The organism is Pseudomonas sp. 21615526 (assembly GCF_013386245.1).
Classification (GTDB): Bacteria; Pseudomonadota; Gammaproteobacteria; order Pseudomonadales; family Pseudomonadaceae; genus Aquipseudomonas.
Map to the genome: position 1 here is coordinate 1 of NZ_JACAOM010000063.1, position 12,792 is coordinate 12,792.

At 61.6% G+C, this 12,792-nt stretch carries 15 protein-coding genes; 8 read left to right on the forward strand and 7 right to left on the reverse strand.

Features of this window, described 5'->3' with window-relative positions; translation table 11 throughout:
• Positions 1-38: 38 nt before the first annotated feature.
• Positions 39-1,055, reverse strand: coding sequence for a DUF4917 family protein (locus tag HX786_RS17820; protein WP_003212103.1), 1,017 nt, complete (start codon positions 1,053-1,055; stop codon positions 39-41).
• A 127-nt stretch (positions 1,056-1,182) separates the two neighbouring features.
• Here HX786_RS17820 and yiaY point away from each other — a divergent pair, with 127 nt between their 5' ends.
• Positions 1,183-2,331, forward strand: a complete 1,149-nt coding sequence (yiaY, locus tag HX786_RS17825) for an L-threonine dehydrogenase (protein ID WP_003212101.1) — start codon at positions 1,183-1,185, stop codon at positions 2,329-2,331.
• On the opposite strand, the gene HX786_RS17830 is transcribed toward yiaY, so the two are convergent.
• Positions 2,298-3,485: an MFS transporter gene (locus HX786_RS17830; RefSeq protein ID WP_178912407.1), complete on the reverse strand. Its 1,188-nt coding sequence runs from the start codon at positions 3,483-3,485 to the stop codon at positions 2,298-2,300. The two genes, yiaY and HX786_RS17830, sit on opposite strands and share 34 nt — an antisense overlap.
• A gap of 115 nt (positions 3,486-3,600) precedes the next feature.
• On the opposite strand from HX786_RS17830, the gene HX786_RS17835 reads away from it, so the two are divergent.
• The 5 genes from HX786_RS17835 to HX786_RS17855 all read left to right on the forward strand — a co-directional run bounded on the left by HX786_RS17835 (position 3,601) and on the right by HX786_RS17855 (position 8,947).
• Positions 3,601-4,275, forward strand: a complete 675-nt coding sequence (locus HX786_RS17835; protein WP_102604145.1) for an NAD(P)H-binding protein — start codon at positions 3,601-3,603, stop codon at positions 4,273-4,275.
• Complete coding sequence (locus tag HX786_RS17840; RefSeq protein WP_003212094.1) at positions 4,276-5,187, forward strand: LysR family transcriptional regulator; 912 nt, start codon at positions 4,276-4,278, stop codon at positions 5,185-5,187.
• Positions 5,188-5,427: 240 nt separating this feature from the next.
• Positions 5,428-6,621: a CaiB/BaiF CoA-transferase family protein gene (locus HX786_RS17845; RefSeq protein WP_087692626.1), complete on the forward strand. Its 1,194-nt coding sequence runs from the start codon at positions 5,428-5,430 to the stop codon at positions 6,619-6,621.
• Positions 6,618-7,556: a hydroxymethylglutaryl-CoA lyase gene (locus HX786_RS17850; RefSeq protein WP_178912408.1), complete on the forward strand. Its 939-nt coding sequence runs from the start codon at positions 6,618-6,620 to the stop codon at positions 7,554-7,556. The genes HX786_RS17845 and HX786_RS17850 overlap by 4 nt, the downstream gene beginning before the upstream one ends.
• Before the next feature lie 59 nt (positions 7,557-7,615).
• Complete coding sequence (locus HX786_RS17855; RefSeq protein ID WP_008437801.1) at positions 7,616-8,947, forward strand: MFS transporter; 1,332 nt, start codon at positions 7,616-7,618, stop codon at positions 8,945-8,947.
• Here HX786_RS17855 and HX786_RS17860 read toward each other — a convergent pair whose 3' ends face one another.
• Complete coding sequence (locus HX786_RS17860; RefSeq protein WP_003212086.1) at positions 8,948-9,436, reverse strand: DMT family transporter; 489 nt, start codon at positions 9,434-9,436, stop codon at positions 8,948-8,950.
• A gap of 67 nt (positions 9,437-9,503) precedes the next feature.
• Between HX786_RS17860 and HX786_RS17865 the strand changes: the two genes are divergently transcribed.
• The gene (locus tag HX786_RS17865) at positions 9,504-10,421 is read left to right on the forward strand and encodes a LysR family transcriptional regulator (RefSeq protein ID WP_008437802.1); all 918 of its coding nucleotides are present in this window, start codon (positions 9,504-9,506) and stop codon (positions 10,419-10,421) included.
• 6 nt (positions 10,422-10,427) lie between these two features.
• Here HX786_RS17865 and HX786_RS17870 read toward each other — a convergent pair whose 3' ends face one another.
• Positions 10,428-10,712, reverse strand: coding sequence for a type II toxin-antitoxin system RelE/ParE family toxin (locus HX786_RS17870; RefSeq protein ID WP_008437803.1), 285 nt, complete (start codon positions 10,710-10,712; stop codon positions 10,428-10,430).
• Complete coding sequence (locus HX786_RS17875; RefSeq protein WP_008437804.1) at positions 10,702-10,941, reverse strand: CopG family ribbon-helix-helix protein; 240 nt, start codon at positions 10,939-10,941, stop codon at positions 10,702-10,704. Before HX786_RS17875 ends, HX786_RS17870 begins: the two co-directional genes overlap by 11 nt.
• A 209-nt stretch (positions 10,942-11,150) precedes the next feature.
• Between HX786_RS17875 and HX786_RS17880 the strand changes: the two genes are divergently transcribed.
• Positions 11,151-11,678, forward strand: a complete 528-nt coding sequence (locus tag HX786_RS17880) for a DUF4142 domain-containing protein (protein WP_003212082.1) — start codon at positions 11,151-11,153, stop codon at positions 11,676-11,678.
• Between the two features lie 55 nt (positions 11,679-11,733).
• Here the strand turns inward: HX786_RS17880 and HX786_RS17885 are convergent, their stop codons facing one another.
• Together HX786_RS17885 and HX786_RS17890 are read right to left on the reverse strand one after the other, a co-directional pair.
• Positions 11,734-12,159: a low affinity iron permease family protein gene (locus HX786_RS17885; RefSeq protein ID WP_003212079.1), complete on the reverse strand. Its 426-nt coding sequence runs from the start codon at positions 12,157-12,159 to the stop codon at positions 11,734-11,736.
• A gap of 110 nt (positions 12,160-12,269) precedes the next feature.
• A complete protein-coding gene (locus tag HX786_RS17890; protein ID WP_003212078.1) occupies positions 12,270-12,752 on the reverse strand; it encodes a methylated-DNA--[protein]-cysteine S-methyltransferase in 483 nt (160 codons plus the stop codon).
• Positions 12,753-12,792 lie beyond the last annotated feature (40 nt).

Genomic DNA, 12,792 nt, shown 5'->3' on the forward strand with positions numbered 1-12,792 from the left:
ACCCCACCCCACACCACCTCACCTCACCCCAACTACCATCACCGCTCCACGGGCACCGAAAGCCCCGAATTCCCAAGCGCATGACTACGCGCATCAAAAAACCGCAACTCCACCTCCATCCCCTCAAACAGCTCCGCAAAACGCCGCTTCTGCTGCTGGATAAACCCCGCACTGCGGCCAAACACCGAAATCGCCAACGTGCTGATCTTCGCCTGTCGAATCGCCTGCACCAGATGCACATCCTGCGCGCCGAGGTGATGCCCAAAGATGCATAGCCCACCTTCATGGCCCAACAACTGCTCATAACAGAACGACAAATAGTCAGAACTGCGAATGGTCTTCAGCTTCTCCTCAACCTTGCCCTCGCTGACAAACAACGGCACATCATCCAGCGTCTTGATCGTGTTGTTGATCGCAAAACTGCTGAGCAACGTGCTGTCAGTGGTCGGCAATTTACGCGCCGTACCATCAAGGTTACGCACCAGGTGCAGGCCACCATGCAGATACAAAATGCGCGTGGTGTCGCAGGCAGTATTGCGCAGGTCAAAGCTCGCATCGGCACTGCGAAACAGATCATCGATGCCCGGCGCATGCAGGATCGCCCAGTAGTTGAGCAGGTCGTAATTGCTGGTGAACACCGTCGGGTAACTCGCCAGCTCCTGATGGAGGGTCGCCAGTGTCGACGGCTTCACCAGGCGCCACGGAATATGCACGCTGTGGATCGTATTGATCAGCGCTTCCTTGATCGCGTAATAGCGATTACGCGGCGCAGCCGAGCTGACCGCCAGGGCCTTGTTGACACGGCTGGTGGTTTTCAGTGCACCCAGCACCTGCTCGAAGCTGCGGGTCTGCATCGCGTCAAACACGCTGAGTTCGGACTGGCTCAGGGGTTTTTCCTCCACGGTGCGGGCGTTTTCGAACAGCGAGTCGTAGGCAAAGTCTTCCCACACTGCGCGGCTGGCGCCGTTGCCGATCAGGATCCCGCTGATGGCGGTACTGCTGCGCAAGGCGTTCCAGTCTTCTAGGTGGGCATCAAAATCCTGGGAATCCTTCATTGCGGCGGGTCTACTCGAAATCGGCTGGGCGGTGACTTTATCACGAGCGGGCGTTGATCCTGGTCAAGATGCCGCAGGCAATCGAGGTCGATGCTGTAGGCATAACGACTTTAAAGGATTAGCCACCATGAGCAGCACCTTCTTCATTCCCGCCGTCAACATCATGGGCCTCGACTGCCTCGACGAAGCCATGACCGCGATTCGCAACTACGGTTTTCGCAAGGCGCTGATCGTCACTGACGCCGGGATGGCCAAGGCAGGTGTGGCCAGCATGATCGCCGAGAAGCTTGCGATGCAAGACATCGACTCGGTGATCTATGACGGCGCCAAGCCCAACCCGAACGTCGATAACGTCGAAAAAGGCCTGGCACTGCTGCAGCAGAGCGCCTGTGATTTCGTGGTGTCACTGGGCGGTGGCTCACCCCATGACTGTGCCAAGGGCATTGCCCTGTGTGCGACCAACGGCGGGCACATCGGTGACTACGAAGGCGTCGATCAGTCGGCCAAACCGCAACTGCCGCTGGTAGCCATCAACACCACCGCCGGCACGGCCAGCGAAATGACCCGCTTCTGCATCATCACCGACGAAACCCGCCACGTGAAAATGGCCATCGTCGACCGTAACGTCACGCCGCTGCTGTCGGTCAACGACCCGGCGCTGATGGTCGGCATGCCCAAGGGCCTGACTGCCGCCACCGGCATGGACGCACTCACCCACGCAATCGAAGCCTACGTGTCCACGGCTGCCAACCCGATCACCGACGCCTGTGCGATCAAGGCCATCGAACTGATCAGCGCCAACCTGCGGATTGCGGTGCGCGACGGTAAAGACCTGGCCGCCCGGGAGAACATGGCCTACGCGCAGTTCCTTGCCGGCATGGCCTTCAACAACGCGTCCCTGGGGTTCGTGCACGCCATGGCGCACCAGTTGGGTGGGCTGTATGACTTGCCCCACGGCGTGTGCAATGCGGTGCTGTTGCCCCATGTGCAAAGCTTCAACGCCAGCGTCAGCGCCGAGCGCCTGAGCCATGTGGCACGGGCCCTTGGCGCAGATATCAAGGGTACGTCGGTGGAAGAGGGCGCCCAGGCGGCCATCGCGGCGATTCGCAGCCTGTCCCAGGATGTGGAAATTCCTGCCGGGTTGCGGGAGCTGGGCGCCAAGTTGCAGGACATCCCGCTGCTGGCGTCCAACGCCCTGAAGGACGCCTGCGGCCTGACCAACCCACGGCGGGCGGATCAGCGTCAGATTGAAGAGATCTTCCGCAGCGCGTTCTGATCAGTCCTGGCCATGGCGACGCACAGCAGTGCGCCGCCCGCCAGCGCCACGCATAACACCGCCAACGGCCAGGCCTGCTGACTCGCCAGCAGGCTGGCCACGCCACCGATCGCCGCCGCCATCAACTGATGCATAAAGCCGCTCAAGGCCATGGCGTAGGAGCCGCTCACCGGTGATTCATCATTGGCCAGCGACAGGCTGATGGGATAACTCATCGATTGGCCGAACACCGCCAGGCAATACGGCAGCCACAGCAGGATCGCCAGCCCATTGGCAAACAGGCTGCCCAGCAACATCGTCGCGCTGCCGCACATCACCAACGCCACGCCCCAACTCATCATCGACAGGCGCCCGGTGCGGGCTACCAGGCGATTGACCATCAACGCCCCCGCCAGATACGCCCCGCTGATCGGCCAGCCGAGCCAGCCATATTGCGCCGCGCTCCACTCGAAATGGCCCTGCAAAATCAACGGTGCGCAGGTGTTGAACGCGATGATCACCCCGTAACCCAAACCGCCCGCCAACGCAGGCCGCAGGAACGCCGGATGACGCAGGATCGTGCCGTAGATGCGCCAGGCCGAGACGTGCCCGGCGGCTTTTTCCAGTGTTGCAAACACCACCCGTTGCAGCGCAATCATCAAGCCGACAGCCGCGACCGCCAGCCCATAAAAGATCGCCTCCCAACCAAACGCCACTTGCAACAGCGAGCCCACAAACTGCCCGATGCCCAGGGCGATCACGAACGTCATCCCCAGCCACGACAAACCTTTGGCCAACAGGGCACCGCTGAAACTGTCACGAACCAGCACCCGCGCCATCACCGACACACCGCCCGCACCGAGGCCTTGGACCAGGCGCAGGCCTAGGAACGATTCGAGGCTGTAGGCGGACGGAATCGCCGCACTGGCCAGCGCATACAACGCCAACGCTGCCAGCAACACCGGCTTTCTACCCAGGCGCTCACCGAGGCTGCCCCAGAGCAGCATCGGCAACGCCATGCCGATCAAGTACACCGCCAGGGCCAGTGCCACCTGGTCCTCTGCAGCGGTCAATGACAAGGCAATCGCCGGCACGGCGGGCAGATAACTGCTGATGCCAACCTGGGACAAAAAGGCCGCGCTGCAGGCAATGGCGAGGGTCGTGGTGCTTTTCAAGGGGCAAAAGATCCTGTTGAGCAGTAAGCTGCAAGCCGCAAGCTACAAGTTGCCAGTGGGTTTGTCTCTACCTTGCAGCCTGAAGCTAACCGCTTGTCGCTTAGGAACCAACCTTATGAGAGTTCTATTATTCGGCGCCACCGGCATGGTCGGCCAAGGCGTGTTGCGCGAGTGCCTGCTGGCCAGTGACGTGCAGGAAGTCGTCGCCGTCGGCCGTACCGCGCTGACCCAGGAACACGGCAAGCTGCATCAAGTGCTGCATGCCGACATGTTCGATTTCCAGCCCCTGGAGCATCTGCTGCAAGGTTTCGATGCCTGCTTCTTTTGCCTGGGCGTTTCTTCGGTGGGCATGGATGAAGCCAAGTACACCCATTTGAGCTACGACTTGACGCTGGTGGCCGCCAGCACCCTGGCGCGGCTCAACCCGCAGATGACCTTTATCTACGTGTCCGGCGCCGGTACCGACAGCAGCGAAACCGGCAAAACCATGTGGGCACGGATCAAGGGCAAGACCGAGAATGCGTTGCTGCGCCTGCCGTTCAAGGCGGTGTACCTGTTCCGTCCCGGGGTGATCCAGCCGTTGCACGGCGTGCGCTCGAAAACCCCGCTCTACCAGTCCATCTACACCGTGGTCGGCCCGTTGTTGTCGCTGCTGCGCCATGTGCGACCGGCCTGGGTGGTGAGCACGGAAACCGTTGGCCGCGCAATGCTCTCGGCCGTCCGGCACGGTGCACCTCTGCCGGTGGTGGAGCAGGCCGATATCAATCGCCTGGCCACCGAGCGCGCCTAGATGCTGCACAAAAGCCTGGTTCGCCGCCTTGACCTGATCACCCTGCAATTGTTTGTGGCAGTGCATGAGGAAGGCACGCTGACCCGCGCCGCCGCCCGTGAAGCTATCGCGGTCTCGGCGGCCAGCAAGCGCTTGATGGAGCTGGAACAGGTGCTGGGCGTCAGCCTGTTTGTGCGCCAGGCCAAGGGCATGCAGCTCACGGCTGCCGGCGAGACCTTGCTGCACCATGCACGGCAGATGCTGTTCAATGTCGAGAAGATGGGCCTGGAGCTGGGCGAACACAGTCACGGCGTGCGCGGTTATGTGCGGATGCTGGCGAACCTCTCGGCAATCATTCAGTTCCTGCCCGAAGACTTGCGCGACTTTTCCGCGCTGCATCCACAGGTGAAGGCCGACCTGGAAGAGCGGCCCAGCAATGGCGTGGTCCAGGGTGTGATTGACGGCGTTGCGGACCTGGGCATCTGTTCCAGCGACACCGATACCAAAGGCCTGCCCGGTGTGACCTATCGCCGGGACAAACTGGTGGTGCTGATGCCGGCGGATTACCCGTTGGCGTCGCGCAAGACCCTGACGTTCGCCGAGACGCTGGACAGCGACTACGTGGGGCTGCATTCCGCCAGTTCGATCAACATGCGCACCCATGCGGCGGCGCGGGAGGCGGGCAAGGTGCTGCGCTTGCGGATCCATGTGCCGGGCTTCGATGCCATGTGCCGGATGGTCCAGGCCAACATGGGCATCGGCATCCTGCCGCAAAAAGCCTATGAACTGTTTGGCCGGGCGTTGGGCTTGCACGCGGTGCCGCTGACGGATGCCTGGTCGGACCGCAGCCTGATCCTGGTGGTGCGTGACGAGGCGCAGCTGTCGCCGGTGAGCCGGTTGTTGTTCGATTACCTGCGGCGGGAGCAGGCGTAAGCAAACCCTGTGGCGAGGGCCCTTGCTGTGGCGAGGGAGCTTGCTCCCGCTGGGCTGCGTAGCAGCCCCAAAAAAGCCGGGAGCGCTACGCACTCCAGCGGGAGCAAGCTCCCTCGCCACAACCAGTCCTTACTCAAGCGTTCGCATTTGGCGAACGCTCGTTGCCAACTGACGGTTGGATTTCTACTGCCTGCGTCCTCTAGCCTTGGCCCCACATTCCAAGAACAAGAGGTACACCCCATGACGGCTCCCCTGAGCGGTATCAAGGTGATCGAGATCGGCACCCTGATTGCCGCGCCCTTCGCCGCCCGGCTGATGGCCGAGTTTGGCGCCGAGGTGATCAAGATCGAAGCCATGGGGCAGGGCGATCCGCTTCGCAAATGGCGAAAGCTGCACGAAGGCACGTCGCTGTGGTGGTACCTGCAATCGCGTAACAAAAAGTCCCTGGCCCTGGACCTCAAGTCGGCAGAAGGCCTGGACCTGGTCAAGCAATTGCTGGGCGATGCCGACGTGCTGATCGAAAACCTGCGCCCCGGCGGCCTGGAAAAACTCGGCCTGGGCTGGGACGTGCTGCACGCCCTCAACCCCAAGCTGACCCTGGTGCGCATCTCCGGCTACGGCCAGACCGGCCCTTACCGCGACCGCCCGGGCTTCGGTGCCATCGGCGAGGCCATGGGCGGGATTCGCTACACCACCGGCAACCCGGATTCACCACCGGCGCGGGTCGGCGTGAGCCTCGGTGATTCCCTGGCGTCGCTGCACGGTGTGATCGGCGCGCTGATGTCGCTGCTGCGGGTCAAGACCGGCCAGGGCGACGGCCAGATTGTCGACGTGTCCCTGGCCGAAAGCGTGTTCAATCTGATGGAAAGCCTGGTGCCGGAATACGACATGCTTGGCCATGTGCGTGAACGCAGTGGCGGCGCCTTGCCCGGCATTGCACCGTCCAACACCTACCTGACCGCCGACGGCGCCTATGTGGTGATCGCCGGCAACAGCGACCCGATCTACAAGCGCCTGATGCTCGCCATCGGCCGCGCCGACCTGGCCGAAGCGCCGGAGTTTGCCCACAACGATGGCCGCGCCGCGAAAAGCGGCCTGCTGGACGCCGCCATCACCCACTGGACCAGCAGCCTGCCCATCGACCAGGTGCTCAGTGCCCTGGAAGCCGCCGAAGTACCGGCGGGGCGCATCTATTCAGTGGCCGATATCGTCGCCGATCCGCACTACCAGGCCCGCGACATGCTGCTCAGCGCCGACCTGCCCGGCGGCCTCACGGTGAAGATGCCCGGTATCGTGCCCAAACTGTCGGAAACCCCCGGCGCGGTGAATTGGCAGGGCCCGAGCCTGGGCCAGCACACTGATTCAATCCTCGGCGACCTGGGCCTGAGCGGCGCCGATATTCAGCGCCTGAAATCCTCGGGAGTGGTGCAATGAAAAACTATTCCGATGCCCTGGTCGTGCAGGAAGTCTCGCCCCGTGACGGCCTGCAAATCGAGCCGACCTGGGTCGAGACTGTCGACAAGATCGTGTTGATAGACCAACTGTCCATGGCCGGGTTTTCCCGGATCGAAGCCGGCTCGTTCGTGTCGCCCAAGGCCATTCCCGCGTTGCGCGATGGTGAGCAGGTGTTCCAGGGCATCACTCGTCGCCCCGGGGTTATCTACGTGGCGTTGATCCCCAACCTCAAGGGCGCCCAGCGTGCTATCGAGTCCCGGGCCGATGAGTTGAACCTGGTGATGTCCGCCAGCCAGACCCACAACCTGGCGAATATGCGCATGCGTTGCGAGGCTTCGTTGGCCGCATTCGGCGATATCGTGAGCTTTGCTGCCGAGCACCCGGTGCGCCTCAACGGCAGCATCGCGACCACCTTCGGCTGCCCGTTCGAGGGCAAGATCGATGAGGACCGCGTGCTGCAATTGGTCGACGCCTACCGCGAGCTGGGCATCCAGGGCATCAGCCTGGCCGACACCACCGGCATGGCCAATCCGCGTCAGGTCGAGCGCCTGGTCAAGCGTGTGCTCGAATGTGTTCCGGCGAGCGACCTGACCCTGCATTTCCACAACACTCGCGGCCTGGGTTTGTGCAATGTGCTGGCCGCCTACGAGGCCGGTGCGCGACGGTTTGATGCGGCATTGGGCGGCCTCGGCGGTTGCCCGTTTGCGCCCGGCGCGTCGGGCAATATCTGCACTGAAGACCTGGTCAACCTGTGTGATGAAGTCGGGATCCACACCGGCATCGACCTGCCGCACCTGCTGAAAATGTCGCGGCAATTGCCAGCCTTGCTGGGCCACGAATTGCCGGGCCAGGTGGCCAAGGCCGGGCGCAATTGCGACCTGCATCCGCCACCGGCCTACATCGCCACCTTGTAAGCCGTAACCAGACAACAAAAACAATCGGACGCCTGCGAGCAGTCCGCTGGAGAGAATCGATGAGCCTTAATACGTTGGAGGCCGGCGTGCGCCCGGCCGCTGAACACGATGCCGAAAAAGCCCTGGTCAGCAAGGTCGCCTGGCGCCTGATGCCGCTGATCATGGTCTGCTATCTGTTCGCGTTTTTTGACCGCATCAACATCAGCTTCGCCAAGTTCCAGCTACAGGCCGATCTGAGCCTGAGTGACACCGCCTATGGTCTCGGCGCCGGGCTGTTTGTGGTGGGCTATGTGATCTTTGAAGTGCCGAGCAACATGATGCTGTACAAGGTCGGCGCCCGCCGCTGGATCGCTCGCATCATGATGTCGTGGGGGCTGGCGACGGCCGCTATGGTGTTCGTCACGGCCGAATGGCAGTTCTACGGCCTGCGTTTCATCATCGGTGCGATGGAGGCCGGGTTTGCCCCGGGCGTGCTGTATTACCTGACGTTGTGGTTCCCGCAGCACTACCGTGGGCGTATCACCTCGATGCTGTTCCTGGCGTCGGCGTTTGCCGGGCTGGTGGGCGCGCCGTTCTCCGGGCTGGTGCTGGAACACCTCGACGGTGTGCTGCAAATGCGCGGCTGGCACTGGTTGTTCTTGCTCGGTGGCTTGCCCTGTGTGGGCCTGGGGTTCCTGGTGCTCAAGCTGCTCAAGGATCGTATCGAGGATGCCCACTGGCTGACCCCGTCGGAGAAGACGTTGCTGGCCAGTCGCATTGCCGTGCATGAACCCCACAAGAGCGGCGGCTCATTGCTGGCAGCATTGCGTATCCCAGGCTTCCTGATGCTGGGTTTTATCTACTTCCTGATCCAGGTGGCGTCCTACGGGTTGAACTTCTGGGCGCCGCAACTGATCCGCAGCGCCGGCACCCAGAGCCCGGTGATGATCGGCTTGCTGACGGCGATTCCCTACGTCTGCGGCGCCATCAGCATGGTGGTGATCGGACGCTTGTCCGACGCCACCGGCGAACGTCGCAAGTTCGTCAGCGGCCTGGTGGCGCTGGGGGCGGTGGGGTTCTTCTGTGCCGGGATCTTTGCCGATCACACCACGTTCCTGATCGTCGCCCTGAGCTTGCTGGGCGCGGGGATCATCGCTTCGATCCCGACGTTCTGGACGCTGCCGCCGAAGTTGTTGGCCGGTGCCGGCGCGGGCGCTGCTGGCGGGATCGCGGTGATCAACACGTTGGGCCAGTTCGGCGGCATCGTCAGCCCGGTGATGGTCGGCCGGATCAAGGACCTCACTGGCAGCACCACGCCGGCGCTGTATGTCATCGGCGTGTGTGCGTTGCTGGCGGCGGCGCTGTTGCTGTGGGGCTTGCCTCAGAAGCTGCGCACCCTCGACAAGCGCTGATCAGCCGGCGGTCACCAGCGAGCGGGTGGGTGCGGCACTGAATTGAATCAGGGCCACACCGCCAATCAACATCAGCGCCCCGATCAACCGGGGCGCGGTCAATTGGCGCTCCACCAGCCCGAACAAGCCAAAGTGGTCCAGCATCAACGAGGCGACGATTTGCCCGGCCATCGCCAGGGCGATAAACCCCGAGGCGCCGAGCTTGGGCATCAGGATCAACGCCAGCGAAATGAAGCACACGCCGAACGCGCCGCCGCTCCACATCCACAGCGGCGCCTTGGTGATAAAACCCAGGTTGGGCAGCGGCAGGCGCAGGGCCAGGATCACCGGCAGCAGCACGATGATGCTCACCAGCAGCGAGGCCAGGGTGGCCCACAGCGGATGCCCCAGGCCGCGTCCCAGGTTGGCGTTGATCGCGCTTTGAAACGGCACCACTGCCCCGGCGAACGCGGCCAACAGCAACAAACCTACCCAATGCAACGTCGTCATGATCAACTCCCAGAGGTTTTGCTGGACTCTAGGCTATTCGTCGCGCAAATTTAAATTCCAAGTTCTTATGCAGAACATGCAGCTGATGAATGATCTACGACGCATCGACCTTAACCTGCTGGTGATCCTTGATGCCTTGCTCAGCGAGCAACACGTGACCCGTGCCGCCGAGCGCCTGCACCTGAGCCAGCCGGCGGTGAGCCACGCGCTGGCGCGGTTGCGGGATTTGCTCGGAGACGCGTTGCTGGTGCGCCAGGGCAGCTCGCTGGTGCCCACTGCTCGTGCTCTGGAACTGGCCATGCCGCTGGCGGAAGCGCTGGCCCAGGTACAGGCGCTGCTGGAGCCCAATCGTTTTGATCCGGCGTCGGCCAAGCGCACCTTCCGGGTCGCCATGTCGGACTACAGTGCGGCGATTTTCTTGCCGGGACTGGTGCGCACCTTGCGCCGGGAAGCGCCGGGGATTGATTTGCAGATTATCCAGGCCAGTCGCGAAGGCATGCTTGACGGTGTGCTCAATGGCGATATCGACCTGGCGGCCGGGGTGTTTCCCGACATGCCTGCCGAACTGCGCAGCACGCCGCTGTTTGAAGAGCATTACGTGTGCCTGGTGGACCGTGACAGCCTGCCGGCAAGCGGTGTACTCGACCTGCCCACCTATCTGGCGCGGCCCCACGTATTGCTGGAAATGCGTGGCAGCGGCACCCCGGAAATCGAACGGGCGCTGACGGCGATTCGTGAGCGCCGGCACGTGTCTATCAGCTTGCCTCATTGGGGTGTTGCGCCGCAGTTGATCCAGGGCACGGACCTGATTCTTACCGTGTCGTCTCGCGGGCTGCTGAACATTGATCACGAACAGTTGTTGGCGGTGCCGCCGCCGTTTCACATTCCGTCGTTTGCGTTTGTGCTGGCGTGGCATTCGCGGCGGGGTGGGGACGCGGCGTTGCAGTGGTTGAATGGGCAGGTGCAGGTTGTGATACAGGGTTGATCGGCGTTACCAACTGTTCGGTGGTTGGCGCCGTGTGTGAAATATTCGAAGAACCTGTAACCGTCCCTCGCGAATACGATATGGCACGAGATAGGGCCAGCGTGGCATCACCCACTCACGTGTACCAGGAACGCGTCCTTCTCGACCCATCGCCGGAAACTCAGCAACATGCTCAAGCCCCGTCCGGATGGCCTGAACAAACTCATAAGCCGCTTTGGGGTTTTCCTGGGCGATGAAAGCTGCTTCATCATCAAGATTTTTGAGTGCTGCCTTCAGCCACTCAACGCGCATTGGCACGCCATTTGTTTGCCACTGCGTCTACTTCGGCGGCAGTTGCAAAGTCACCCGCATCGGCTTCTTTCAACGCCTTTTGAATTTCCTCGATTTGCCATGCTTCACGCGTCAGGTATTCGCGTAACGCATCGACGGCGAGGAACGATTTGCTGCGCCCGGTGGCCTTGGCAAGGCTGGCGAGTGTTTCGGAGATGTCTTCAGGTAGACGTAATGACATGACCGACATAAGTGCCTCGATGTAGTGATGTGTAATACAACATACTACATTGTCACCGTTGCATCTTTGTGTCCCGTTCGTCAGGACTGCTCCTCAGTAAGCCCTGACGACCGTTCGTCGCACTAACAAGTTTTTTCTAAACCTTTGCCGCCCTGAAAATTCAGATTCAGAGCGGGGCTCGTTTCCCTGCACCTGTTTATTACCTGGAGGAACCCATCATGAGCCGCATGGCTATCCGGTTACGCACCGCCAGTTTCGCGATGCTGCTGGGCCTCGGCGCCAGCAATGCTTTCGCCCAGTCGCCTGCCGATTTCATCGAGCAGGCTTCGGCCAAGGGCATGGCCGATATCGAGACCAGCCGCATGGCACACGCCAAGACTTCGTCCCAGGAGATCAAGGACTACACCATCGAAGTCATCAATGAACGCACCCTGGCCAATCAGCACCTGGCGGCCATCGCCAAGAAGCTCGACTTGCCGGTGGCCCCACGGGACAAGATTGTCGACAAGGCCGAATCGCTGATGCCCGAGCTCAAGGACGGCGACTCCTTTGACGCCGCCTACACCGCCCAGCAGATCAAGGCCAACGAAGACGCGATCGCCTTGTTCAAGCAGGAGGGCGCCGAGTCCGATATCCCGGAAATAAAGGCTTTGGTGGATGAGACCTTGCCCAAGTTGGAAGAGCGCCTGGAGAAAGCCCGGGCGCTGGCGTCGACGTACGGTAAGGGTCACCAGGGCGACGGTTGATTGCCTTGAGTACCCCATGAAAAACGGTGGCTGGAGTGATCCAGCCGCCGTTTTTTTATGCCTGGTTCAGGTCCGTCTTGGACCGGCCATTGTCATCCGTTGTTTCGGTAACCAGGGTCGTCACAGTGATGGTTTCACTGTCGCCGATGGTCTTGTATTCCTTGCGCAGTTTCTCCAGTTCCTTGCGGTCCAGGCCGTCCAGGCTCAATACGGCGTTTTGTGCATCCTTGGTGGCGCGCAGCAACTCGTCAATCTTGATATGCAAAATGTCGTTGTCGCGGTTTTGCGTGTTCTGGATCAGGAACACCATCAGGAAGGTGATGATGGTGGTGGAGGTGTTGATGATCAGCTGCCACGTGTCGTTGTAGTGGAAATAGGGCCCGCTCAGACTCCACAGGAGGATCAATCCCACCGCCGCGTAGAACGTGCGGGCGCTGCCTGCCCAGCGGGACAGGGATTGTGAGATGGCGGAGAATTTCATGACCGTTTTCCTATAAGGGTGGGTGATGAAAATACTGACCGCAGGCGCGCTCTGAAATTTCTTTTTACAATTGAGGATCTGAACAAAGTTGTACGTTTTCCTGCTGGGGGTCAGCCGTGATCCTCCAGCGCCAGCAGATACTGCTTGGCCTCAAGCCCGCCGGCGAACCCGGTCAAGCCACCCGACGCACCGATCACCCGATGGCACGGCGCAACAATCGAAATCGGATTGCGCCCGTTGGCGGCGCCGACGGCACGCACGGCCTTGGGGTTGCCTATCTGCGCAGCGATCTGGCTGTAGCTGCGGGTCTCTCCGAACGGGATGGTCAACAGCGCCTGCCAGACTTTCTTCTGGAAGTCGGTGCCGGCGAAGTCCAGTTCCAGCTCGAAACGATTGCGGGCACCGGCGAAGTACTCCTTCAACTGTCGCTCGGTCTCCAGCAGTACCGGGCTGTTGCTGGCTTCTTGCAGGGCACCCAGGCGAACGCGATTGGGCCGCTCTTTTTCCCAGAGGATGGCGGTGAGTTTTCCGTCACGGGCCACGAGGGTCAGTTGGCCGACGGGGGAGGGCATGTATTTGTATTCGTAGGACATGGTCGGGCTCCTTGAGTGGGTATGGCTCTACTGTAGATAG

Bases quoted from the DNA above. Each gene is read 5' to 3' on its own strand.
- yiaY (WP_003212101.1), top strand. From the start codon at position 1,183: ATGAGCAGCACCTTCTTCATTCCCGCCGTCAACATCATGGGCCTCGAC.
- HX786_RS17880 (WP_003212082.1), top strand. From the start codon at position 11,151: ATGAGCCGCATGGCTATCCGGTTACGCACCGCCAGTTTCGCGATGCTG.
- HX786_RS17865 (WP_008437802.1), top strand. From the start codon at position 9,504: ATGCAGAACATGCAGCTGATGAATGATCTACGACGCATCGACCTTAAC.
- HX786_RS17875 (WP_008437804.1), bottom strand. From the start codon at position 10,941: ATGTCGGTCATGTCATTACGTCTACCTGAAGACATCTCCGAAACACTC.
- HX786_RS17840 (WP_003212094.1), top strand. From the start codon at position 4,276: ATGCTGCACAAAAGCCTGGTTCGCCGCCTTGACCTGATCACCCTGCAA.
- HX786_RS17855 (WP_008437801.1), top strand. From the start codon at position 7,616: ATGAGCCTTAATACGTTGGAGGCCGGCGTGCGCCCGGCCGCTGAACAC.
- HX786_RS17890 (WP_003212078.1), bottom strand. From the start codon at position 12,752: ATGTCCTACGAATACAAATACATGCCCTCCCCCGTCGGCCAACTGACC.
- HX786_RS17860 (WP_003212086.1), bottom strand. From the start codon at position 9,436: ATGACGACGTTGCATTGGGTAGGTTTGTTGCTGTTGGCCGCGTTCGCC.
- HX786_RS17820 (WP_003212103.1), bottom strand. From the start codon at position 1,055: ATGAAGGATTCCCAGGATTTTGATGCCCACCTAGAAGACTGGAACGCC.
- HX786_RS17870 (WP_008437803.1), bottom strand. From the start codon at position 10,712: ATGCGCGTTGAGTGGCTGAAGGCAGCACTCAAAAATCTTGATGATGAA.
- HX786_RS17850 (WP_178912408.1), top strand. From the start codon at position 6,618: ATGAAAAACTATTCCGATGCCCTGGTCGTGCAGGAAGTCTCGCCCCGT.
- HX786_RS17835 (WP_102604145.1), top strand. From the start codon at position 3,601: ATGAGAGTTCTATTATTCGGCGCCACCGGCATGGTCGGCCAAGGCGTG.
- HX786_RS17845 (WP_087692626.1), top strand. From the start codon at position 5,428: ATGACGGCTCCCCTGAGCGGTATCAAGGTGATCGAGATCGGCACCCTG.
- HX786_RS17885 (WP_003212079.1), bottom strand. From the start codon at position 12,159: ATGAAATTCTCCGCCATCTCACAATCCCTGTCCCGCTGGGCAGGCAGC.